The following is a 22,999-nucleotide window of genomic DNA, read 5'->3' as shown; positions in this document are numbered from 1 at the left end:
CGGTCTGGGGAGGACCGGTGTGGGGAGGACCGGTCGCGGCTGTCAGACCAGGGCGCTCTTGCGGGCCATCCGGCCCGAGAGCTGAATGCGGTCGACCGCGCCGGTCCGCGGATCGCGCACGAAGCGGCCACCGGGGATCCGGCGTCCGGAGGACGGGTCCACCAGGTCGCAGGTGAGGTCCTCGTGACAGACCAGGGGCGCGGGCAGATCGCCGTCCACGGACAGGGCGAGATTGCCGCTGTCGCTCATCGTCACCTGGTACTCGATGTCACCGTTCAGATAGACCCCGGTGCACTGGGCGGTCGCGGCCATGGGGGTGGCCGGGGCGGGGCGGGCCGGGGTCGCGGGCACCCGGATCCCGGTGATGTCCTCGAGCGCGTCGGCCAGTTCGTGCCACATCCCGGTGCCGGCGCTCGCGTTGCTGGTGAAGGCGACCACGGCACCGCTGACCGGATCCGCCCGCAGATGGCAGGAGGTTCCCTGGGCGTTGCCGTCGTGGCCGAACCACAGGATGTCGTCCCGCCGGAAGAGTGCGACCCCCAGGCCCCAGCCGTCGGCGAGCACACCGGGATCGGCGCCGGGCACCGGACGGCGCGCCCGTGCCGCGAGCTCCGCGGGCAGCAGCCCCGGAGGCCCGTCGCCGGTGTGCGCCCGCGCCAGCGCCACCAGATCGAGCGCACTGACCGCGAGGGCTCCGGCCGCGGCCTCCGCCGGGGCGAGGTTCTGGCGCACCGGCCGGGTTCTGCCGGTGGCCGTGTTGCCCGCGTGGCCGTGCGCCAGCGGGCGGCGCGCGGTTCCGGTGGCGCCCACGAAGCAGGGCACGCTACCCAGCGGTTCCAGCAGCACCGACCGTACGGCCTCCGCCCAGCTCATTCCGGTGACCGTCTCGATGAGCCGGCCCGCGGCCACATAACCGGCGTTGGAATAGGAGAAGTCGGTGCCCGGCGCCATCACCAGGCTGCGGTCGGTGCAGTGGTCCAGCAGATAGCGCGCGGCGGTCAGCGCGGCCACCTGGTCGGAGTCGGGGCCCGACGGCAGCCCCGCGGTGTGGCTGAGCACCTGGCGCACCGTGCACGGCGTGCCGGACCGCCGCAGCTCCGGTACGTGGTCGCCGAGCTGGTCGTCGAGTGCCACGTCCCCGTCGGCCACCAGCAGCAGCACCAGCGTCGCGGTGTAGCACTTGGTGATCGAGCCGATGGGCACCGCGGTTTCGGCGGTGAACGGCTCCGCGGTGTCCGCGTCCAGCACACCGGTCTCCACGGTGAGGGTGGATCCGCCGGTGTGCACGGCGAGTTGGGCGCCCGGCACCCGGTGGGCGCGGGCCAGTGCGGTCAGACGGTCTTCGAGGAGGCGGCGCTCCTTGGGGCGCCGCTCGTCTCTGGAAGCGGTCTCGGACCCGTGGTACACGGTGTACTCCTTGGCGCACGAGGGGACGGACGGCCTGCCGGGGGTCACGGCAGCCGGCTGGTGGCGGTCACATCGCGGGGGACGATCCGGAAGCCCTGCCAGTGCGTGGGCATGGGGTCCTCGTCCTCGTCCCGGGGCACATGGTGGAAGTCGACACTGACCCAGGCCACCGGGTCGGTGAGCTTCTCGCCGTTGACGTATTTGTCCACCGAGGCGGCGCAGCCGGACGCGGCGGTGCCGTACGCGTTGGCCTTGTTGCCGTACGCCAGCCGCTCGCACGTCCGGTACTGCGTGAAGTACATGTCGTGGTGGGTGAAGTCCTCGGTGTGGTCCGGCCCGCGGTACTGGTCGCTCTCGTGGTTGTCGATCTCCCATGACTTCGGGTGGCCGTCGGCGTTCTCGGCGGCCCGGTTCACCACCCGCCAGAAGCGGCTGGGGGCGATGTCCGCCGCCGTCTCCTGGGAGAGCACGGTGCGCTTGGTGGTGCGCTTCGCGGTGCCGCTGCCGGGGAAGTCGTACTGCTCGACGGCGTTCTTCTTCTCCCCGTCGACGTCGAAGTCCAGCCGCCAGAAGATGTTGTGGCTGTGGTTCTCGCTGAACCGGGTGGAGCCCACCCCGGTCGGCCAGCCACGGGTCGCGTCGGCGAACTGGAACGGCGACAGGGAGCCGGTGGCGCCCGCCCTCGGGGTGATCGAGCCGTCGTCGGCGAAGTGCCACTCGACGATGTAGTCGTACCAGCCGATCTCCGAGACCGAGAAGACGGTCAGATCACTGCCGTGCAGCACCCCCTTCTCCACCGCGCTCTTGTAGGCGAAGGGCCTCGGCTGCTCCTCGCCGCACAGCACGGCGGTGCCGCGGAAGCTGCCGAGCCGCCCCGCCGGGCAGTCCTTCTTCGTCAGCTTGGTGAGGGTGCCCTGCTCCAGGTCGCCGAAGCCGATGGCGGACACATCGTAGAAACGCGGCTCGCCACTGTCGTAGGGCACATGCACCTCGGCGAGTGACGCGCTCTTCAGCACCCGGGTCGCGGTGCCGCGCAGCGGGGTGTACGTCACATCGCTCAGCACCACACCGGTGTTGCGGTCGACGTCCCAGCACATCCGCCAACGGGCGCCGTTCTTCAGGGCCTTGTCGATGCGGTTGGCCGCGGGGCAGTCGGCGGTCGCCGAGGGCTCCCGCGGAGCGGCGGACGCCGGACCCGGCATGCCTAAGCCCAGCAGAACCGCCGCGGCCACGAGCACACGGGCACGCCACAGGACACGGAACACGAACGGGACTCCCCTCAGAGGCCGATGACGGCGGCGCGCCGGGCCGACAGATCGATGACGATGCGACTGGTGTCGATCCACCTGCCACCGTCGCGGCCCTGTGTGCCAGGAACGCGGATGAAGAGCTGCACACATCGATGGGCACCGCACCGGGACACCTGCCGGGCTCCCTTGACGCCGTCGGCGCGGGCGGCCAGGAACGCCATTCCCTGGAGCCGCAGTTGAGCGGGTGAGGTCAGCTTCTTGTGCGTCGCGGACGCGTACGACGCGCGCATCCCCGGACCGAGGCGGCGGTCGGCGAGGAGGATCCGCACCGCCTGCCGGGCCTCCGCGAGACTGGGCGGCGGCTGCACACCGTGCCGGCGGCCGGAGGCCAGCACCTTCCCGGAGCGCAGATCGACCCGGCGGGTGATCAGGCTGTCCGAGGCGTAGTCGTAGAGCTGGACCTCGGCCTCACCGTCCGGCGCCGCGGACTTCGACGGGGACCGCGGCGGGCGATGGGTGTCCAGCGGCTCGGCCCCGGCCGCGCCCGCGGCGTTCCGCTCACGGCCGGTGGCGATGTCTCCCCGGCGGGAGGTGGGGTGGCCGATGGCGATCCGGGTGGCCTTGCGGGATTCCTCCGAGGTCAGCGGAGCGTTGTGGGAGGCGATCACGGCGGCGGGGGTGGTGCCGGGCGCGGCTGACCCGGTGGCCTTCAGCGCCACCGTCCCCGCGGCGGCCAGCAGGGCCGACAGACCCAGGGCCACGGGTATGCGCCATCGTCGTGTCCGGCCGCCCTTCGCATCGGCCGCACCGTTGTTGGTGGCGTTGCTTCTCATCACCCAGCCGTTCCCGTTGTCGGTCGGTCGAGCCTCGGTGGGGGGCTCAGGAGGACAGCACGGCGATCGCCGTCCCACCGGCGCGATTCGAGACGCTTCCGGCGGCTCGCCCGGACACATCCGAGGCTCTCCGCTGTCCACTGTCGGCACACGTTTTCACCACTCCGGGCGGCGTAACAGTTGCTTTTGTAATCAAGCGACTGTGAGAAACACATGTTCTGGATGGAATGCGTCCTGGACGGGGGAGACTGCAAAGCGACTACGAAGAAGGCCCGTTGGCGACCCGTCTGCCATCATGCGCACATGAGCCATTGGATCATCATTCGATGTGACCTCTGTGGCGCCACTCATTCATCCCACGCGGCCGAGAGCGCAAGCGCGGTACGGGAAGCCATGGCCCCAATGAGCTGGGCAATAGCGCGACAGGACGGCCGAATGATCGATGTGTGCTCCGCGTGCACCACCCCGCAGAACACGCCGGAGAACCCCGGTGGGAAATCCCGCTGTTCATGCGAGGGCGGTGAACTCTTCGATGTGCTCGGCCACGACAGAATCGGGCATCGCCTCGCCAATACCCTGCTGCGGGCGGGCATCGACAATCTCGAACTCCTCGCCAGTTTGTCGGCGCGCCAACTCCTCAGCCTGGAGGGGATCGGAACCGCCGGAGCCCATCACGCACTCAGCCGTCTGCGTCCCGAACCGGAGCGGGACGCAACGCGCTGAGGTGTTTCGCGACCACCCCCGCGACCACGCCCGCGAACACACCCGCGACCCCGCGACCACGCCCGCGACCACGCCCGCGAACACGCCCACGAACACGCCCACGAACCCCACGCGCCGCGTTCCGGCCCGGCCGGGACACGGTGGGCCCGACGGCCGAGAGGTGACCCATGACCGATGTCCCCGCCCACCCGACCGCCGCCTTCTACGCCACCCGCCGGACCCGGGCGCTGTGGGTGCTGGGCGTGGTGTTCTCCGCCGGGCTGCTGGGCCCGCCGCTGTTCCTCGCCGCCGCCCGGAAGGGTGTCGTCCGGCAGGCCGTCCCCGCGGTGTACGCGGCGATCGTCTACCCGGTCGCGCTGGGACGGACCTGGCTGCCCAACCCCGGCAACTGGATCCCCTGGGTGCTCGCGGCCGCGGTGCTGACCGCGGCGGCCCACGCGGCGCTGCTGGAAGCGGGCGAACGGCGGGGGTGAGAAGCCGCCGGGAGCAGGGCCGGACCCCATGGCCGCGAGGTGGCCCATACTGAGCCCATGAGCACCCGCGAGTTCGTGCGGGCCACTCCCGGGCTCGACGGCATGGTCGTGTCGGCGGTCGGCTACCGCACCGCCGGAGTCCTCCCGGCGCTGCACCGCGGGCTGCCCTCGCCGTATCTGACGCTGATCTTCTCCCTCGAGGGCCCGGTCGTCACCGGCCGCACCCCCGAGCAGGCGTACGGGGCCGACGCCGCACGGACCGACATCGTGATCGCCGGACTGCACCAGGACCCCGCGTATGTGGCCCAGGACAGCCACGAGGCCGGTGTCCAGCTGGCGCTGCACCCCCTGGCCGCCCGTGCGCTCCTCGGGCTGCCCGCCGGTGAACTCACCTCCCAGCTGGTCGTGTCCGGGACGGAGGTGTTCGGCGCGCGGGCCGCCGAGGTGCGCGAGCGGATGTGCGCCCAGGACACCTGGGACGAGCGCTTCGCCACCCTCGCCGGATATCTGCGGCAGCGCGCCGCGTCGGCCCGGCACACCGCGGTGCGCCCCGAGGTTGCCAAGGCATGGGCCTGGCTGGCCCGCCACCGCGGCACCGGCACGCTCTCCGGCCTGGCGGAGCATGTGGCACTCAGTCCGCGCCGGCTGACCACCCTGTTCCGCTTCGAAACGGGTCTGGGCCCCAAGCAGGCCGCCCGGCTGATGCGCTTCCAGCACGCCAGGTCCGCGGTGGCCCGCGCCGTCGCCGCGGACCGCTCGCCGGAGCTGTCCCGTATCGCCGCCGTATGCGGCTACTACGACCACTCCCACCTCGTCCGCGACTTCCGGCAGTACACCGGCGTCAGCCCGACGGCCTGGCTCGCCGAAGAGTGCCGGAATATCCAAGCCGGGGGCCACCGCAACGGCGAAGAGTAGGGCGCATGAACACCACGCACACCACCGAGAAGCAGCAGCTCCGCGCCCCCGATGTGTGGCCCACCTGCCAGGCCCACGACGCCCTCGCCCTGATCGGCTTCCTGGTCGACACGGTCGGCTTTGAGCGTACGGCCGTCTACCGGGACGGTGACCGCGTCGCCCACGCCCAGCTCGACTGGCCCGAGGGCGGCGGCATCATGCTCGGCTCCTACGATCCGTCCGGCGAGAAGGGCTGCCTCCAGCCGGGCAGCTCCGGCGCGTACATCGTCACCGCACACGTCGACGCGCTCTACGAGCGGCTGACGGCGGCCCGGGTGACGATCGTCCGCGCCATCGAGGACCAGCCCTATGGAAGCCGCGAGTTCGCGATCGCGGACCCGGAGGGCAACACCTGGTCGTTCGGCACCTATCCCGGAGAGCCGCGCGGCCAGGACTGACGGACAGCTGACGTCCGGACCCCGTCGGCGCGGTCCCAGCGCCCTTCAGCACGAGCGCTGGTAGGCCAGATGCGGGAACAACTCCTTCCACTTCGTCTTCCCGATGGTCGGCGGGTGGGTCCGGCACAGCCTTCGGTGTACGGCATCAGGCTCGAGGTCCAGAAGAAACGTCCGTTCCTCCCCGGTGGATCCCCCCGGAGCATCGGGGCCGGCCTCCGGGTTGACAAGGAGGTGCGTGCGTTCACCCGGCAGGAATCCCGCCTGTGCGGCGAACGTCAGATCGGCGAACGCCGGAGTCTTCCACCGGCCGGTGCCGCGGGCCTCCCAGAGCCGGTACGGCTTCCCGGTCACCACCCACCCGCCATCCGGACTGGCACGGACCGATGAGACATCCCTGTCCAGCCGCAGACCGTCCAGACGGCGGACGTTCCGTGGGTCCGTGACATCCCAGACGAGCACCTGTCCACTGGGCAGCGCGGTGGCCAGCTCGCGCCGTTTCAGCTGGAAGTACTGGGTCGGGGCGGCAGGCAGGCGATCACCTTTGACAGGGTGCTTCCTGTCGGACATGTCCCACAACCGGATCCGGCCCCCCGGCTCCTCGGTCATCAGGAGGTGCGCGGAGCGGACATAGGCCGCTCCCGCGTGGCTGTAGGCACCCTTGATCCGGGCGGCCTTCACCGGCCGTGCCGGGTCGCCGACGTCCCACAGCCGCAGGTCGTCGTTCTCCCGCGTCGCCAGTGTCCGCTCGTCCAGCCACCACAGGCCCGGTTCGAACACTCTGAGCGGCGCCGTCATCTCGCCGCGCTTTCGCGGCCGGTGGATATCGCGGATGTCCCACAACTCGACATCGCCACGGGGGCTGCCGAGAGCCAGCAGCCTGCCGTCGGAACTGGCCGTGGCCAGCGCGGTGGAATCTCCGAACCGGAACTCCTTCCCCGGGACCGGCGCGGAGCGCGGCGCGGAGCCGAACTCCCACAGCCGGAAGGCACTGAAGCCCTGGCTCTCGTTCCACCGGCGGCTCAGCAGGACCGGCCGGGCCCGGCCGGGGAGGAACTGCTTGGCCACCCACGGCCCCGGCACCGCGAAGCGCTTGCGCGGTCCGCTCGGATCTGCCACGTCCCAGACCGTCGCGTGTTCGGTTTCGTCCGTGTCGCGTGTGGTGGTGAGGAGGAGCTTTCCGTTGTCGCTGACCGAGTCGCCCTCGTCCAGGCCGGGCGCTGTCCCCGGCACACTGGGGGCGTCGAATCGGTCCGGCCACAGTCTGACCTCACCACGGGAGTCCCCGGCGGCGAGCACGGTGCCGTCCGGGCTCCAGGCCACGGACCGCACCGGTCCGGAGGCGGGATACGGAGACAGGGGCGCACCGGATGACTTCAGATCGGACACCGCGCCCGCTTTCGCGCGCAGCACGGAACCGTGCGCGGAGCCGTCGGCCGCCGCCACCTCCCTGCCGTCCGGCCGGAAGGCCAGGGACTGCTGACCGCCGTTCCACCAGGAGCTCTGCTCGGTCGCCGTGAGTTTTCCCTTCGGGCCGACCGACCACCAGAACGGGCCGTAGGCCCCCGAGGCCATGAGTAGATCCCGTTTGGGGTGGAAGGCGATGGCCGTCACCGAGTCGAAGGTGGTGGTGTCACGCAGCGCCGGGCGTGCCGGATCGTGGACGTTCCACAGCCGCACCTCGCCCCGGGGGCTCGCAATCCGCTTCTCCGCCTTCCCCGCGATCCGGATTCCCGCGGCGAGGTACCGGCCGTCGTGGCTGAAGGCCACGGACAGCACGTCCTGCTCCGCCGTCTTCTTCTCCCAGCGGGAGACGGGACGGGCCGGGTCGGCCATGTCCCACAGGTGCACCCTGCCGCCCTTCTCTCCGGCGGCCAGACCGCGTCCGTCGGGGCTGAACGCCAGGGAGACGGCGGCGTGCGAGACGGGCCGCTCCGCCAGTTTCCCGGGTTCTTCCGGATCGGAGACATCCCACACGGTGAGCCGCCTGGCGTTCGCCACCGCGAGCAGGGGCTTGTGGGGATGGTAGGCCAGCGCCGCGTCGCCGTCGGCGTAGCCACCGAACGGTACGACGGCCGCCGGTCGCGGACCGGACGCGGCGCCGAGGTTCCACAACGCCAGCTGCCCGGCCCGCTCGCCCTTCCCTCCCTCCTCCTCCCGCTCCTCCCCTCGCTCCACCGTCGCCGCCAGGACCCGCCCGTCCGGGCTGAACGCGAGATGGCGCACGGCACGCGGAGCGGTCTGGAGAACGGTGGGCCTCCGGGTGACATACGACGCGTAGAGGGCGGCGCGCGTCTCCGGAACCTCTGCCAGCCGGTAGGCCGCCAGACTGAGTTGCAGCGCCGTCAGCGGGTCCTGTCCGCGCAATTCGTCGGCGCGGGCCGCCATTTCCTGCGCGGTCTCCACGGCCTTCCTGCGCTCCGCGTCGTCCGAGGCATGACCGGCCCGCACGATCGCCACGCCGACCACCAGCACCATCGCGATCAGCAGCGACACCCCGGTGCGGAAGCGCAGTTTTCCGCGCCGTTGCACCAGGGCGCCGGCGGCGAGGAACTCCCGATCCACCCGGCGCAGTTCCAGAATCTGTTCACCGTCGTCGAGTCGGTCCCGTACGGCCGTCAGATGCCTGCCGGTGTACAAGCCGCTGGGCGGCCTGCCGGCCTCGTCCCAGGAGTCGGCCGCCTCCGCCAGGCTCCGGTGGGCGAGCAGCACTTCCAGGTTCTCGTTGATCCAGGCCCGCAGCGCGGGCCAGCCGTACAGCAGTGAGTCATGGCACAGCTGGGCGCGGTCGTCGTCGACCACGACCAGGCGCGCCTCGACGAGCCTGCCCAGAAGGACCACGTTGCGCTGCCGCTCGCGTTCGCCCGACGCGGCGACCAGGTCCTCGGTGCGCACCCGTCGGCGCACCGCCTTGCCTTCCGCTCCGACCAGATACACCAGACGCAGCAGCAGCGCACGCAGCGCGGTTCGGTCGGCGGGCGCCAAGGAGGCGTGGACCCGTTCGGCGGTCAGGGCCACTGAGCCGCGGATGCCGCCGGTGGCGTGGTAGCCGGAGACCGTCATGCGGCCGTGCCGGCGTCTCGCCCAGGTCTCCTGGAGCGCATGGGCGAGGAAGGGCAGCGCGATGGAGTCACCGCCGGTGCCGGTGTCCTGCTCACGCAGCTCCCTCAGGAGGAGTTCGGCGAGGCCGTCCTCGAGCCGGAGACCAGCGTGCTCGGCGGGGCCGCGGATGACGGACAGCATGTTGTCGTCGGTCATCGGCGCCACGGTGAAGTGGCCGTCCCTCATGACCCGGGACAGCCGGGGGTCGCGCAGGACATGTCCGTAGTAGTCAGCACGCAGACCCATGACGAGGCGGGGCCGGGGATCCTGCCCGGCGGACGGCCGGGCGTGCTGTTCGGCGGTCACGGCGCGGATGAAGAGATCCCGTTCCTCCGGGTCCTCGCACTGTGTGAAGATCTCCTCCAACTGGTCGATGATCAGAACGCCGGGTGCCCGGCGTCCGCCGTCCGCCGGGGCGGGGAACCGCCCGGCCCCCAACGCGGCGGCGATCTCACCGAACGGCCGACCGACCGCCCCCGCCCAGCAGGCGACCAGTTCCCGGAACGGCGTCGGCCCCGGCGCCGGGAGCAGGCTCACCGAGCCATGGACGTCCGGGGCGGCTCCCAGACCGGCCCTGAGCAGAGAGGACTTGCCCACCCCCGAGGGGCCGACGAGCACCACCGGGCCGGTCGGCGCAGTGGGCGCGACCCGGTCGAGCAGCGAGCGGATCAGCTCGGCGCGGCCGAAGAAAAGGTGCCGCTCCTCGGACAGGAAGGGCCGCATACCCGGATACGGGCAGACACCGTCATCGCCGCGCTCGGAGGATGCGGGCCCGGGTCCGGGCGCGGGCACGTACCGGCGGTTGGGGGCGATGACGAGGTCACCCACGCGCCCCACACCGTCGGCGTGCGGGCGCGCCGGGCCGCTCTGGAATCTGTGATCGAGATGCCGGTAGACATCGGCGAGCGTGAAGTGTCGCGGACCCGCCGTGTCCCCTTCGGTGAGCAGCCGCAGCAGCTCACCGCTGAACAGCGTGTACATCGCGCCATCGGGAGCGAAGGACGCGGAGTAGTACGTCGCGGACGTCAGCAGGAAGCTGCCGGCCGGGCGTGCGGAGAGGTAGGGATCGCGCCGCGCCCCCTGGGAAGCTGCCTCGGCCAGCCCGGAGAAGCAGCAGTCGAGAATGACCACCGGGCTCGCGCGGGCGACGCTCAGCCGGTTTTTCACCTCCTCGTACGGGACGGCGTACGCGGTGCTGTCCGCGGACCCGCTCGCCGCCGTGGCCAGATACAGCCGATCCTCGGGGCCGAGGAGACCGTGGCCGACGAAGCAGAAGACGACGATCCCGTCCTCCGGCGCCCGGGTCGCCACCCGTTCGACAGCGGCCAGCACATCCGTCGGCCCGGCCGGGTCGGTCATGAGGTGGATGTGGCCGGGTCGCATTCCGCACACCGCGTGCAGTGCCTCGGCCAGGGCGGCGGCGGACCGCGTGGCGCCGGGAAGGTCCGATAACCCGGCGCCCTCGGGGTGCCGTCCGGTGCCGACGACGACGGCGTACGCGTGGGGCCCGGCCAGACCGGTGATGTTCGGCTCCTCCCGCGGACTCATCCTCGGTCCCGGTCACCGGTGGGGAGCGGCCCCTGGCCCGGAGCGGACCCCGGCCGATGCTCCGGTCCCGTCTCCGGTACCTCTTCCGACGGGGGCTGCTGGAGTGCGTCGGCGACGCGCTGGGCGAGGTCGCCGGTCCCTTCTGAGGTCAAGCCGCGCACCCGCTCCGAGGTGACAGTGATCTGCGTACCGTCGGGCCGGACGATGGTGACGGTCTGATTGCCGTGGCGGTTCTGGAGCCAGGCCACGACCGCTGCCGCGAGCGCGGCCGTCAGCCCGCCGGGGGCGAGCAGTACGGGCAGCAGCTCGGCCGTCCCGCCCATCGTCCCCGCCGCGGGTTCCGCCGCGGGCTCCCTCCCTACCCGGCCCCGCAGCCGGGGGTCGCGGGTGATCCATCGCCGCAGATCGCCGGCAGCCCCGCTCCCACCGGTGACCGACACGATAACTCTCATGCTGCTCCCCCCGCCGAGTTACCCCGATGTCACTCAGGCGAGCGTAACGGCCGGCCGCCTCATGGACCACTGAGCGTGGCACGGTGAACTCGCTCCGTTCATGGGTGAGTTGCTGCCAGCCCCCGGTTCGGGTCCGGCCCATGGTTGGGGTCCGGGGCGCGGGCGCGGATACTGGGCGGCATGCGTATCGACTTTGATCCCGAGGCCATGGACCGGACCCCCTTCTACAAGCTGCTGACCTCGGTCGTGGTGCCCCGGCCGATCGCCTGGGTGTCGACGATGTCGGCGGACGGGACGGCCAACCTGGCGCCGCACTCGTTCTACTCCGTCTCGTGTGTGTCCCCGCCGATCGTGCAGTTCACCTCCGTCGGCCGGAAGGACTCGCTGCGCAATGTCGAGGAGACCGGGGAGTTCGTGGTGAACTTCGCCCCCGAGCAGCTCTTCGAGGAGGTCAACGCGACCGCGACGGACTTTCCGCACGGGGTCAGCGAGTTCGAGAAGGTGGGGATCGAGCAGGAGACGAGCCTGCGGGTGAAGCCGCCGCGGGTGGCCGCGTCGCCGGTGGCGCTCGAGTGTGTGCTGCACGGCACGCTGGGTCTCGGCGATTCCACGGTGGTCTTCGGGCGGGTGGTGCACGCCGTGGTCGACGACGCGGTGATGGCCGACGGCCACCCCGAGATCGACCGGCTCAAGCCCCTGGCCCGGCTGGGCAAGAACGAGTGGGGAACCACCGGCGAGATCCTGGACCGCGCCCGGATCCGGTACGCGGACTGGGAGGCCGGCCGGAGCGAAGCCCGGGGCTGACGGAGCGCCCCCCGGGGCGGGAGGGCCGTGGGCCCGTAGGGTGCTGCCGGTGATGGAGACCTTCGTGTTCGACGTCGGCTCGACCCTCATCCGCGAGGACCGCCACTGGGCCGCGTGGGCCGACTGGCTCGGTGTCCCGCGGCACACCCTCTCCGCCCTGGTGGGAGCCGTTGTCGCACAGGGTCGTCCGGACACCGACGCGCTCCGCCTGGCGCGGCCGGGGATGGACATCGCCGCCGAGTGGCGGGCACGCGAGGCGGCCGGGCGCGGGGAGCGGCTGGACGAGGAGGATCTGTATCCGGACGTCCGCGGCGCGCTCGGCCGGTTGCGCGGCACCGGGACGCGGATCGTTGTCGCCGGGAACCAGACGGTCCGCATGGGCGAGCTGCTGCGGGCGCTGGAGCTGCCGGTCGACGCCGTCGCCACGTCCGGCGCATGGGGCGTCGCCAAGCCCGCGGCCGGATTCTTCCGGCGGGTGCGGGAACTCGCGGACAGCGCGCCGGACCGCACCGTGTACGTGGGGGACTATCCGGCGTTCGACATCCGTCCGGCGAAGGCCGCCGGGCTGCGGGCCGCGCATATCCGGCGCGGGCCATGGGGGCATCTCTGGGCCGGTACGGCCGACGCGGCCCTGGCGGACTGGCGGATCGACTCGCTGGACGAGCTGGTCGGCGTCGCCACCGGATGAGCGCGAGGGCGGAGTGCCGGAGCGGCCCGCGCAGTGGAAGGCCGCAGTTCAGGGCAGGAATTCACGGTGTGTGATGCATTCACACCCCGTGTGACGAGAGTGCTTGCATATATCTACCGCACACCCTTCCCGGCCCGTGCCACGGGGCGATTGACTCTTCCCATGCCGCTCAGGGGGCGCCAGACCTGAGCGAAGGGGCCGCCGGACTCCTCCCTCCTCGGCCGGCGGCCCATCTCCCTGCCCCTGTCGGCAGCGTCCTCGAGGATGTCCTCGGGCGCGTCCTCGGGGGGCGTCAGGAACGTCAGCCCGCCGACTCGGCCGCGTGCGCGCTCAGCACACCGAAGCCGACCAGGGCGAAGAGGACCAGACCCAGCAGGATCCGGTAGATCACGAACGGCATGAAGCTCTTGCTGGAGATGAACTTCATGAACCACGCGATAACCGCATATCCGACAACAAAGGCGATAACGGTTGCGAAGATCGTGGGGCCCCAGGAGGTGTGCCCCTCGGACGCGTCCTTCAGCTCGAAGAGCCCGGACGCCAGGACCGCCGGAACGGCGAGGAGGAAGGAGTAGCGGGCGGCGGCCTCGCGGGTGTAGCCCATCAGCAGACCGCCGCTGATGGTCGCTCCCGACCGGGAGACACCCGGGACCAGGGCCATCGCCTGGCAGACGCCGAATATGAGCCCGTCCTTGACCCCGAGCTCCTGGAGCGTCTTGCGCTGCTTGGCGACACGGTGCTTCCCGCCCGTCTCGTCGCGCGCCGCCTGCCGGTCCGCGAAGCCCAGCACCACACCCATGACCACGAGGGTGGTGGCGATCAGCCGCAGATCGCGGAACGGTCCCTCGATCTGGTCCTGGAGCGTGATGCCGAGCACGCCGATGGGTATGGAGCCGACGATCACCAGCCAGCCCATCTGGGCGTCATGGTCGGAGCGCCACTCCTTGCTGTAGAGCGAGCGGAACCAGGCCGAGACGATCCGGGCGATGTCCTTGCGGAAGTAGATGAGCACCGCGAGCTCGGTACCGATCTGGGTGATCGCGGTGAAGGCTGGTCCCGGGTCGTTCCAACCCGCGAAGGCGGCCGTGAGCCGCAGATGGGCACTGGAGGAAATCGGAAGGAACTCGGTCAGCCCCTGGACAAGCCCGAGGATGAAAGATTCGAACCACGACATTGCGTCTACGTATCCAAAGGCTGATCATGCGCTGACCGGCGCATATGGGGCACGACCGGGTCAGGCGGGGGTGGCCGACGGGAAGAAGCCGGTGGTCGACGATCAACCACCGGGTTCGTGGGGCAGCGTAGCGTCCCCGGGTAAGAGACGACCAAGGGCCCGGTCCGCTCACCCGTTAAGCGCATTGATCATGGGGTACCCGGCGGCTCGGCACACCGCGTTCGCACACCGCGTTCGCGATGCCGACGATCTGCCGAGGAGCCGAGCCGTATGACTGGGACCGGGCATGGATCAGCAGAGGGCGGGAACGGCCGCGCGGCGGCCGGGACCATCACGACCGAAGTTCCGGCGCGGCTGGACCGGCTGCCCTGGTCTCGCTGGCACTGGATGATCGTCATCGGGCTCGGCACCGTATGGATCCTCGACGGCCTGGAAGTGACCGTCGTCGGCAATATCGCCAGCCGGCTCTCCGAGCCCGGCAGCGGGCTGACCATCACCGATGCCCAGGTCACCGGGACGGCCGCGGCCCTCTATGTCGCCGGAGCCTGCTGCGGAGCCCTGTTCTTCGGCTGGCTGACCGACCGGTACGGCCGCAAGAGGCTCTTCATGATCACGCTCGCGATCGGTCGGCCGCAGACCGATGATCGCGGGGACATATGTCCTGTCCGGGGCGCTGCTGTTCCTCACCGCCTGGTTCTTCGGTCAGGGCTTCCTCACCGCGACGACGATGACCGCATGCTGGTGCGGGGTCCTCTTCTTCGCCTCGGCCGGGGCCAGCTCCGCCTATCTGACGGTGAGCGAGGTCTTCCCGATGGAGACCCGTGCCCTGGCCATCGCGTTCTTCTACGCGATCGGTACGGCGGCCGGAGGGATCACCGGCCCGCTGATCTTCGCGGACCTCACACAGAGCGGTGTGGTCGCCGACACCGTGCTGGCCTTCTCCATCGGGGCATCGCTGATGGTGGTGTCCGGGCTGATCGCCGCGTTCCTCGCCGTACCGGCCGAACGCCGCTCCCTCGAGGACATCGCCGAGCCGCTGTCCGCCCGCGCCGCGGCGGCGTCCTCGGCCCCCGGGACGAGTGCCACGAGCGGCTGACCGTCCGGCTCGGCGGTACGGGTCAGGCGTGCGGCGTGGCGCTCCCGGCGGTGCGCGGGATCCGCGGTCCGCCGCGCTTGCGCCATGCCACGACCACACCGGCCAGCGCGGGAACGGCGATGCACGCCATCGCGATGAGGAAGACGGGGGAGGTGGGGGTGGTCGCATGGCTGCCCGCCACGACATACGCGGCGGTGTTCGGCACACTGCCGAGGCCGGTCGCCAGGAGGAACGACAGCCACCCCATCCGGGACACCGCGGCGCAGTAGTTCGCGGCGGCGAACGGTATGCCGGGGAAGAGCCGGATCGCGAGCATCGACCGGAAGCCATGACGGCTCAGCTGGTGGTCGGCCGAGGTCAGCCAGCGGCCCCGTAGCAGCGGGCGCAGCGCGTCCTGGCCCAGCAGCCGGCCCAGACCGAAGGCGATTCCGGCGCCGATCACCGTCCCGGCGACGGCCGCGGCCAGTGCGGCCTGCCAGCCGAAGAGCGCACCCGCCGCCAGATTCAGCAGTGGCCGCGGCACCAGTGCGGCGGTGCACAGCCCGTACGCGACGGTGAACAGGACCACGGCCGCCGGGCCGGACAGCTGGGGCGGCCAGCCGTGCGCCAGTAGCCGGTGCGGCTGCCACATCCAGACCGAGGCCGCCGAACCCACCAGCAGCGCGGCGAGCAGCGCAAGCCGCGACCACGGCGACAGCAGTACCGCGCGGGCGCGGCGCACGGCCGGTTTCGGGGAGGGGACGGCGACATCGAGCATCGGGGGAGCCTAACCGACCGGATGAGGCGGACGCTGTGATGTCGTCCTCTCGTCGGAGGACTGTCGGTCGATCGTCGGCCGGCCGTTGGCCGTTCGTCGGCTGTTGGTGGCCTTCGTCGCCTTCGTCGGCTGTTCGTGAGGTGTTCGTGGGTCGTGCGTGAGGCGTTCGGCGGTCGTGCGTGAGGCGTCCGTCGCGCGTGTCCGGTCGCCGGTCATGACCGGCACAACGAACTCCACAGCACCGGAAGTTGATTTCCGGCACACCGTTCCCACGCGCCCCGAAAACCATTCGACGCGGATCGTACGGTGCGCAATGATCAACGACATGTTCCGGTACGCCTTCCTCCCGCCGACGTCCGCCCTCGCGGACGCGCCGAAGGCTGCCGCTGTTCCTCCGCCCGTGAGCACGGCCGCCGCCATGGCGGCCATCGCCGCAGTGGCCCTCGCCCTTGTCACGACTCCCGCCTGCCTCGACGGCGCACGAAGCTGACCCTCCTCGGACAACTCCGACGGATCCCGCAAGGGGAGGGTCGGACAGGCCCTGGGGTCCGCGTTTCCACTGCTGTTCCGAGGAGGAACTGCCCGCATGTCCAAGCAGACGTATGTGCGCACCAAGCCGCATCTGAACATCGGCACCATGGGCCATGTCGACCACGGCAAGACCACCCTGACCGCCGCCATCACCAAGGTGCTCAGCGAGCGCGGCTCCGGCGGCACCTATGTGCCGTTCGACCGCATCGACCGGGCGCCGGAGGAGGCCGAGCGCGGTATCACCATCAACATCGCCCACGTCGAGTACGAGACCGAGACCCGGCACTACGCCCATGTCGACATGCCCGGCCATGCCGACTTCATCAAGAACATGGTGACCGGTGCGGCCCAGCTCGACGGCGCGATCCTCGTGGTCTCCGCGCTCGACGGTGTCATGCCGCAGACCGCCGAGCACGTACTGCTCGCCCGCCAGGTGGGCGTCGACCACATCGTGGTCGCCCTCAACAAGGCCGACGCGGGCGACCCCGAGCTCACCGACCTGGTCGAGCTCGAGGTGCGCGACCTGTTGTCGGCGCACGGCTACCCCGGTGAGAGCACCCCCGTCGTACGGGTCTCCGGACTGTGGGCGCTGGACGGCGACCCGCGCTGGACCGGCGCGATCGAGGCGCTCCTGGACGCCGTGGACTTCTATGTGCCGACGCCGGTGCGCTACACCGACGCCCCGTTCCTGCTCCCGGTGGAGAACGTGCTGACCATCACCGGGCGCGGCACAGTGGTCACCGGTGCCATCGAGCGCGGCACGGTGCGCGTGGGCGACCGGGTCGAGGTGCTCGGCGCGGAGGTGGCGACCGTCGTCACGGGCGTCGAGACCTTCGGCAAACCGATGGAGGTCGCGGAGGCGGGCGACAATGTCGCGCTGCTGCTGCGCGGTGTGCCGCGCGACGCGGTGCGCCGTGGCCATGTGGTCGCGGCGCCCGGCAGCGTGGTGCCCCGGCGGCACTTCACCGCGCGGGTCTACGTCCTGTCGACGGACGAGGGCGGGCGGCGTACGCCGGTGTCCACCGGCTATCGGCCGCAGTTCTACATCCGTACGGCGGATGTGGTCGGCGATGTGGACCTCGGGCTCACGGGTGTGGCGCGCCCCGGAGACACCGTCACCATGGCGGTCGAGCTCGGCCGTGCCCTGCCGCTGGAGCCGGGGCTGGGCTTCGCGATCCGCGAGGGCGGCCGCACGGTGGGCGCGGGGACCGTGACCACGGTCTCCGACCGGCCGTGACGCACCGGTGAGGGATCCGCCCGCGCCCCGCGCGATGACGGGGGCGCGGGCGGATCAGCCGCGGGCAGGAACGAAGGGAAACGGTCGAGAGCCGAGAGGAGGCCGAGCGAGAACGGGCCAGAACAGGTAGGAGCGAGCAGGAGCGGGCAGGAGCGAGCGGGAACGGGCCGAGGCGAGCCGAGCGGATGGCCGCCGGGCCGCGGCAGGGCATCCGGCCCGGCACAATGAGAGCGTGGACGAGCCCATACCCGTGATCCGCGCCGTGGACGGCGGCACCGCCAAGCTGATGCCGGACCTCGACCGGCCGCACGCCTGGCTGCTCACGGTGGACGACGCCCCGCAGTCCTATGTCGACCTGGACGACCCCACACACCTCGAGTTCGAGTACGCGCAACGGCTGGCGCACGTTCTCGACGAGACGGCCGACCCCGGCACCCCGCTCGATGTCCTGCACCTCGGCGGCGGGGCGCTCACCCTGCCGCGCTATCTGGCCGCGACCCGTCCCGGTTCGCGTCAGGAAGTGATCGAGGCCGACCGCGGGCTGCTGGAACTGGTCGACGAACATCTGCCGTTGCCGCCCGCGTCGGGGATCACGGTGCGCCGCGCGGACGCGCGGACCGCCCTGGAGGCCGCGCCCGAGGCCTCCGCCGACGTCATCATCGCCGATGTCTTCGGCGGTTCCCGGGTGCCCGCGCATCTCACCTCGGTCGAGTACGCCCACGCGGCCGCCCGGGTGCTGCGGCGGGGCGGCCGGTACACGGCGAATCTGGCCGACGGAGCGCCCTTCGGCTTCCTCCGCTCCCAACTGGCCTCGCTGCGGGTGGTGTTCCCGCATCTGTGCCTGATCGCCGAGCCCGCGGTGCTGCGCGGCCGGCGGTTCGGCAACACCGTGCTGGTGGCCTCCCGCAGTGAGCTGCCGGTCGCCGTGCTGGCCCGCCGCACCGCCGCCGACGCCTTTCCGGCCCGTGTGGAGTACGGGGAGGCGCTGGAGCGTTTCACGGGCGGGGCGGCCCCGGTGGCGGACGCCGAGGCGGTGCCGTCGCCCGAACCACCGGGCGGTGCCTTCAGCGTGGGCTGATCCTCGCGGACTGTTCCTTCCGTTCTTTCCGTTCCGTCCGTCGGCGAAAGCCGCCGCATCACGTCGGGCGCTGTCCGAGGCGCTACCTAAGTCGCTTTCCGGGAGGGCGGGTTCATACCTCCGTCGCCGGGGCGCAGACCTTTGGCCGACGACAGCGCGTACCGCCGATTGCCAGAGTGGAGTCATGCCGCGGCGCCGAGGACGCCGCGGTGGATGGACGACATGAACGGCACAGCGAACGGCATGCGGGGGAGCGATGATGGGCGGCAAGGAGATCAGCAGGGCCGGATTTCTGGCCAGGGCGGGAGCGGTCGGTGTCGCGGGAGCGATGGGGCCGCTGCTGACGGGAGGCGGGGCGAGGGCGGCCGGGGCGCCCGAAGCGGCCGGGGCCTCGGCCCCGGGACCGGCGCCGGGCGGGACGAGCGGCCGGCGGGGGCTGACGTATCGCGGGGTGTCCTACGAAATCATCGACGGAGAGACACCGTTCACGGGGTGGAATGCCACGCGGATGCGCCATGACCTGCGGGCGATCAGGGACCAGCTCCACGCGAGCTCGGTCTCGGTCTTCGGCACCGGTGTCGAGCGGCTCGCCGCCACATCGTCGGAGGCCGCGGAGCGCGGGCTGCATGTGTGGCTCCAGCCGCGGCTGGCGGATGTTCCGCAGCGGGAGATCCTTGACCATCTGGCCGAAACGGGCCGACATGCCGAGCGGTTGAGGCGCCAGGGGGCCGAGGTTCATCTCAGCGTCGGGGCTGAGTTCATGCTCTTCGTGCCGGGCATTGTTCCCGGTGCCAATGCCGTGGAGCGCATCAAGAACCTGACGAGCGGAAACGTCGACCTGAAGAAGATGATGCGGGAGCTGCGCTCGTTCACCGAGCGGGCGGCGAAGGTCGGCAGGTCCGTCTTCCACGGCAAGCTGACATACGGCGCGGCGCAGGACGAAGAGGTGGACTGGGATCTGTTCGACCTGGTCAGCGTCAACTACTACGCGTCCTTCGCCCGGCGGGACGATCATGTCCGGGAGCTGGCGAAGTACCGGCGGTGGGGCAAGCCGGTGGTCGTCTCGGAGTTCGGCACCTGCACCTTCCAAGGAGCCCCGGAAAAGGGCGGTATGGGATGGGACGTGGTCGACTACGACAAGGAGCCCCCCGAGATCATCGGCGACCTGGTCCGCAGCGAGCGCACCCAGGCCGCCTATCTCACCGATCTGGTCGATGTCTTCGAATCGATGAATCTGTATGCGGCGCTGGTGTACCAATTTGTCACCCCGGACGCCCCGCACCGGCATCAGCCGCGTTACGACCTCGACATGGCCAGTTACAGCCTCGTGAAGGCGATCTGGAAGACAGCTGAGGAGCCGACCGCCCACTGGCACTGGGAGCCGAAGGAGGCCTTCCACGCACTGGCGCGGCACTACGGCAGGGTGCGGTGCTGACCCTCGGCCGCCGCGGGGCCGGGGGCGAGCGGCCCCTCGGCGGCGGTCTCTTCGGCGGCGGGCGCCTCGGTAACGGCTCCCTGGGCGACGGGCTCCGATTCACGCCGCCGCAGTCGGCGGATGTCCGGCACGGTCAGCACCGCCAGGGTCAGCAGCAGGATCAGTGCCGCGCAGCCCCACAGCGAGGCCGTCCGGCCAAAGGCGTTCTCCGCCGGGCCGGCGAGGGCCATGGCCACAGGGAGGAAGGCGATCGAGCCCAGCATGTCGTAGGCCGAGACCCGCGAGAGTTTGTGCTCGGGGATCTCCTGGTGCAGCGCGGTCATCCAGGACACACCGAACACCTCGATCGACGCCCCGCTGATGAACATGACCACCGCCAGCACCGGCACCGGAAGCGGGATGGCGAGCGCGGCGGACGGCATGGCGAGGGGCAGGACACACAGGGTGCCCGCGAGCAGCAGACGGCGCGGACGCCAGCGCGTCATCAGCACTCCGCCGAGTACGGTGCCCGCGCCGAACGCCGCCAGGGCGAAGCCCCAGGGCCGGGCGCCGCCCAGATGCTCTTCGGCGACCAGCGGACCGTAGACCGCGTCGGCCGCGCCCACCACGGCGTTGACCACGGAGAATTGCAGCACGATGCTCCACAGCCAGGGCCGGGTGGCGAACTCCCGCCATCCATCGCGCAGATCGGCCAGCATCCCGCTCCCGGACTCCCGCGGGGGGACTCCACTGACATCGAGGAAGGCGCGCAGCGAGCCCGCGACGGCGAAGGCGGCGGCGTCCACGACCAGCATCCAGCCGGGGCCCACGATGGCGATGAGCGCGCCACCGAGAGCGGCGCCACCGATCTGCGCGCCGTTCACCCCTATCCGGAAGAACGCGAAGGCACGGCCCGCCTGTTCGCTGGTGACGCTGGACAGCAGCATGCCCTCGGCGGCGGGGGAGAAGAAGGCGTGGCCGGTGCCGCCGATCGCGGAGAGCAGGGCCATCTGCCACAGCTGTGCCTCACCGGACAGCACCAGGGCCGCGAAGGCCGCCTGGGACAGGCAGTTGAGGGCGTTGGCCGCGACCATCACCCGGTGCCGGGGCAACCGGTCCGCCAGCGCCCCGCCGATCAGCAGGAACACCACGAGCGGCACCGTGCGGGCAGCGGCCACCAGACCGACGTCGCCGCTGTCCCCACCGGCGTCGAGCACCGCGAACGCCGCCGCGATGAGGGCCCCGGCGTTTCCGAGGCCCGTCGCTACGGCGGCGGCGGTCAGCAGTGTGTAGTTGCGTCCGGCCCACTGGGGGCGGCGGGATGGGGAGCGCGGGGCCGGGGGAGTGGTCACGAGCGGACTATCCCTGGGGGCAGGCCCCGGCGTCCAACCGAGATTCGGCCAGGGCGATCAAAAGCCGGTCTCGGACTTCAGCGGACGCAGGCTGCTCATGATCTTCTTGATGGTCGCGTCCGGTACCTCGTTCTTGGTGCCCTTGACGGAGTAGAGCACCCAGGTCGCGAAGTCACCATTGGTGTCGGTGTAGCTGACGGTCACCGACTTTCCGTCCGTGCTGCACTTGTCGGTCTTCTTCACCCCGGTGACCGTGGCCGAGGCGGTGTAGCCCTTGAGTCCGTGCTCGCTGGTGAACTTCCTGGCCTTGCTGACCTTGAGGGTGCCGGTCTTCTCCTGGTCGAAGGCGGAGAAGACCCAGTTGCCCGCCTCGATCCGGGCGGCGGACGCCTCGCTCTTGGCTCCCTGGGCGCCCTTGGAGCCCGCCGCGGCGGCATCGGGCTTGTTCTCGTAGCCGCCCTCACGCTTGACCGTGCAGTAGTCCTTCTTGTAAATGCCCGGGGCGGACATGGCGACAAGCGGCTTGCCCTTGTCGTCCTCGAAACCGATGCTCAGCCCGGAAGACTGGACCCCCCAATTCGCGGGCACGTCGAAGGCGTTGTGCCGCTTGGCGCTGACCACCGTCTTCCAGCCGGGTATGACGGGCTTGACGCTGCCGCCGTCGCGCGGATTGTCGTCCTCCTGTCCCGCTCCGGGGTCCTCGGTGGGGTCCGACGAGGCCGGGGCGGACGAGGAGGCGGGCTTCTTGGCGCTCTCGTTGGACTGGTCGTCCTTGCTGTCGTTCTTGTTCAGCACCAGCACAGCGGCGACCGTGGCGGCGGCCACGACCGCCACCGCCGTGACGATCGCGATGGTGGCCGAGCGCTTCTTGCGCGGCGGCTCAGGTGCCCCGGGCGGTGCGGAGGGGGCGCCCCAGCCCTGCGGCTGCTGCTGCGGCCCGCCGTAGCCCGGCTGCTGCTGCTGACCGGGCTGACCGGGCTGGCCCGGTTGGGGCTGCTGCGGCGGTTGCTGATACGGATTCGGCTGTTGGTAGCCGGGCTGCTGATACGGGTTGGGCTGGTGATACCCCGGCTGGTGGTACGGGTTCTGGTCGTGCGGGTTCTGCTCGCCCCCGGGCGGCTGCTGTCCTGGCCACATGGGCAGTAACCATAAAGGTGGGTGCCGACAGGGGCTACGGCTGCCCCTTTCCTCGCTTTGCTACCGAGTGGTAACTTCCGGGGTATGTCACAGACCACGCCGTCCATCGGCGAGATGCTCGCTGCCACCGTGCCCATGGTGCGCACCCTGAACCTGGAGATCGTCGAGGCGACGGCCGAAGGTGCCGTACTGCGCCTGCCGGACCAGCCGGACTTCCACAACCACGTCGGCGGGCCGCATGCGGGTGCGATGTTCACCCTCGCCGAGTCCGCGAGCGGTGCGATCGTGCTGGCCGCCTTCGGTGACCAGCTCGCCCGCGCCGTACCGCTGGCCGTGCGCTCCGAGATCTCCTTCAAGAAGCTGGCCATGGGCCCCGTCACCGCGACGGCCCGGCTCGGCCGCCCGGTCGCCGATGTGATCGCCGAGCTGGACGCCGGAGAGCGTCCCGAATTCCCGGTGAACGTCGAGATCACTCGTGAGGACGGGGCGGTGACCGGCGAGATGTCGATCACGTGGACCCTGCGGCCGCAGTCCTGACGCGCCCCTCGGCAAGCGTCCGTCAGCCATACGTCAAGCCCGTCCTCAGCAGTAGGC

The 22,999-nt window shown here is 71.1% G+C and carries 20 protein-coding genes and 1 pseudogene; 12 read left to right on the top strand and 9 right to left on the bottom strand.

The features are described 5' to 3' along the window. Nucleotides 1–42 precede the first annotated feature (42 nt). The 3 genes from AC4BEG_RS03160 to AC4BEG_RS03150 are packed head-to-tail and all read right to left on the bottom strand — an operon-like array spanning nt 43 to nt 3,490. Nucleotides 43–1,407 (bottom strand): serine hydrolase domain-containing protein, encoded by a 1,365-nt coding sequence (locus AC4BEG_RS03160; RefSeq protein ID WP_490704378.1) that lies wholly within the window; start codon nt 1,405–1,407, stop codon nt 43–45. Nucleotides 1,408–1,451: 44 nt separating this feature from the next. Then, nucleotides 1,452–2,672, bottom strand: a complete 1,221-nt coding sequence (locus tag AC4BEG_RS03155) for a copper amine oxidase (RefSeq protein WP_490704377.1) — start codon at nt 2,670–2,672, stop codon at nt 1,452–1,454. Nucleotides 2,673–2,686: 14 nt separating this feature from the next. Next, nucleotides 2,687–3,490 carry a hypothetical protein gene (locus AC4BEG_RS03150; protein WP_490704376.1) on the bottom strand — a complete coding sequence of 268 codons (804 nt, stop codon included), beginning with the start codon at nt 3,488–3,490 and terminating at the stop codon, nt 2,687–2,689. 435 nt (nt 3,491–3,925) lie between these two features. Between AC4BEG_RS03150 and AC4BEG_RS03145 the strand changes: the two genes are divergently transcribed. The 4 genes from AC4BEG_RS03145 to AC4BEG_RS03130 all read left to right on the top strand — a co-directional run bounded on the left by AC4BEG_RS03145 (nt 3,926) and on the right by AC4BEG_RS03130 (nt 6,038). Next, the gene (locus AC4BEG_RS03145; RefSeq protein ID WP_490704375.1) at nt 3,926–4,213 is read left to right on the top strand and encodes a helix-hairpin-helix domain-containing protein; all 288 of its coding nucleotides are present in this window, start codon (nt 3,926–3,928) and stop codon (nt 4,211–4,213) included. Nucleotides 4,214–4,380: 167 nt separating this feature from the next. Then, nucleotides 4,381–4,686, top strand: a complete 306-nt coding sequence (locus AC4BEG_RS03140) for a hypothetical protein (RefSeq protein ID WP_490704374.1) — start codon at nt 4,381–4,383, stop codon at nt 4,684–4,686. Between the two features lie 57 nt (nt 4,687–4,743). Continuing rightward, nucleotides 4,744–5,601: a helix-turn-helix domain-containing protein gene (locus AC4BEG_RS03135; RefSeq protein ID WP_490704373.1), complete on the top strand. Its 858-nt coding sequence runs from the start codon at nt 4,744–4,746 to the stop codon at nt 5,599–5,601. A gap of 5 nt (nt 5,602–5,606) precedes the next feature. Next, complete coding sequence (locus tag AC4BEG_RS03130; RefSeq protein ID WP_490704372.1) at nt 5,607–6,038, top strand: VOC family protein; 432 nt, start codon at nt 5,607–5,609, stop codon at nt 6,036–6,038. Between the two features lie 45 nt (nt 6,039–6,083). On the opposite strand, the gene AC4BEG_RS03125 is transcribed toward AC4BEG_RS03130, so the two are convergent. Together AC4BEG_RS03125 and AC4BEG_RS03120 are read right to left on the bottom strand one after the other, a co-directional pair. Further along, nucleotides 6,084–10,685: a caspase, EACC1-associated type gene (locus tag AC4BEG_RS03125; RefSeq protein WP_490704371.1), complete on the bottom strand. Its 4,602-nt coding sequence runs from the start codon at nt 10,683–10,685 to the stop codon at nt 6,084–6,086. Next, nucleotides 10,682–11,137 (bottom strand): effector-associated constant component EACC1, encoded by a 456-nt coding sequence (locus tag AC4BEG_RS03120; protein WP_490704370.1) that lies wholly within the window; start codon nt 11,135–11,137, stop codon nt 10,682–10,684. Before AC4BEG_RS03120 ends, AC4BEG_RS03125 begins: the two co-directional genes overlap by 4 nt. Before the next feature lie 180 nt (nt 11,138–11,317). Here AC4BEG_RS03120 and AC4BEG_RS03115 point away from each other — a divergent pair, with 180 nt between their 5' ends. Further along, complete coding sequence (locus AC4BEG_RS03115; RefSeq protein ID WP_490704369.1) at nt 11,318–11,941, top strand: flavin reductase family protein; 624 nt, start codon at nt 11,318–11,320, stop codon at nt 11,939–11,941. 52 nt (nt 11,942–11,993) lie between these two features. Further along, entirely contained in the window at nt 11,994–12,629 is a 636-nt protein-coding gene (locus AC4BEG_RS03110; protein WP_490706965.1) for an HAD family hydrolase, read from the top strand. A 301-nt stretch (nt 12,630–12,930) separates the two neighbouring features. Here the strand turns inward: AC4BEG_RS03110 and AC4BEG_RS03105 are convergent, their stop codons facing one another. Further along, nucleotides 12,931–13,803, bottom strand: a complete 873-nt coding sequence (locus AC4BEG_RS03105) for an undecaprenyl-diphosphate phosphatase (protein WP_490704368.1) — start codon at nt 13,801–13,803, stop codon at nt 12,931–12,933. A 270-nt stretch (nt 13,804–14,073) separates the two neighbouring features. Here AC4BEG_RS03105 and AC4BEG_RS03100 point away from each other — a divergent pair. Next, a pseudogene (locus AC4BEG_RS03100) lies at nt 14,074–14,899 on the top strand (MFS transporter). A 22-nt stretch (nt 14,900–14,921) separates the two neighbouring features. Here AC4BEG_RS03100 and AC4BEG_RS03095 read toward each other — a convergent pair. Continuing rightward, complete coding sequence (locus tag AC4BEG_RS03095) at nt 14,922–15,656, bottom strand: TVP38/TMEM64 family protein (protein ID WP_490704367.1); 735 nt, start codon at nt 15,654–15,656, stop codon at nt 14,922–14,924. 313 nt (nt 15,657–15,969) lie between these two features. Here AC4BEG_RS03095 and AC4BEG_RS03090 point away from each other — a divergent pair, with 313 nt between their 5' ends. From AC4BEG_RS03090 to AC4BEG_RS03075, 4 genes are all read left to right on the top strand, one after another. After that, entirely contained in the window at nt 15,970–16,146 is a 177-nt protein-coding gene (locus AC4BEG_RS03090; RefSeq protein WP_201879539.1) for a hypothetical protein, read from the top strand. A gap of 96 nt (nt 16,147–16,242) precedes the next feature. After that, nucleotides 16,243–17,424, top strand: a complete 1,182-nt coding sequence (tuf, locus tag AC4BEG_RS03085; RefSeq protein WP_490704366.1) for an elongation factor Tu — start codon at nt 16,243–16,245, stop codon at nt 17,422–17,424. Nucleotides 17,425–17,656: 232 nt separating this feature from the next. Then, nucleotides 17,657–18,502 (top strand): spermidine synthase, encoded by an 846-nt coding sequence (locus AC4BEG_RS03080; RefSeq protein ID WP_490704365.1) that lies wholly within the window; start codon nt 17,657–17,659, stop codon nt 18,500–18,502. A 256-nt stretch (nt 18,503–18,758) separates the two neighbouring features. Continuing rightward, complete coding sequence (locus AC4BEG_RS03075; protein ID WP_490704364.1) at nt 18,759–19,937, top strand: glycoside hydrolase family 113 protein; 1,179 nt, start codon at nt 18,759–18,761, stop codon at nt 19,935–19,937. On the opposite strand, the gene AC4BEG_RS03070 is transcribed toward AC4BEG_RS03075, so the two are convergent. Both AC4BEG_RS03070 and AC4BEG_RS03065 read right to left on the bottom strand, forming a co-directional pair. Beyond that, nucleotides 19,916–21,268 (bottom strand): MFS transporter, encoded by a 1,353-nt coding sequence (locus AC4BEG_RS03070; RefSeq protein ID WP_490704363.1) that lies wholly within the window; start codon nt 21,266–21,268, stop codon nt 19,916–19,918. The genes AC4BEG_RS03075 and AC4BEG_RS03070 overlap by 22 nt on opposite strands. A 57-nt stretch (nt 21,269–21,325) precedes the next feature. Next, nucleotides 21,326–22,405 (bottom strand): DUF8017 domain-containing protein, encoded by a 1,080-nt coding sequence (locus tag AC4BEG_RS03065; protein WP_490704362.1) that lies wholly within the window; start codon nt 22,403–22,405, stop codon nt 21,326–21,328. 84 nt (nt 22,406–22,489) lie between these two features. Here AC4BEG_RS03065 and AC4BEG_RS03060 point away from each other — a divergent pair, with 84 nt between their 5' ends. After that, the gene (locus AC4BEG_RS03060) at nt 22,490–22,942 is read left to right on the top strand and encodes a DUF4442 domain-containing protein (protein ID WP_490704361.1); all 453 of its coding nucleotides are present in this window, start codon (nt 22,490–22,492) and stop codon (nt 22,940–22,942) included. The last annotated feature ends 57 nt before the right edge of the window (nt 22,943–22,999 follow it).

It is taken from the genome of Streptomyces sp. JLBJ103, assembly GCF_058215575.1.
This window is presented reverse-complemented; position numbering and strand designations above follow the sequence as displayed.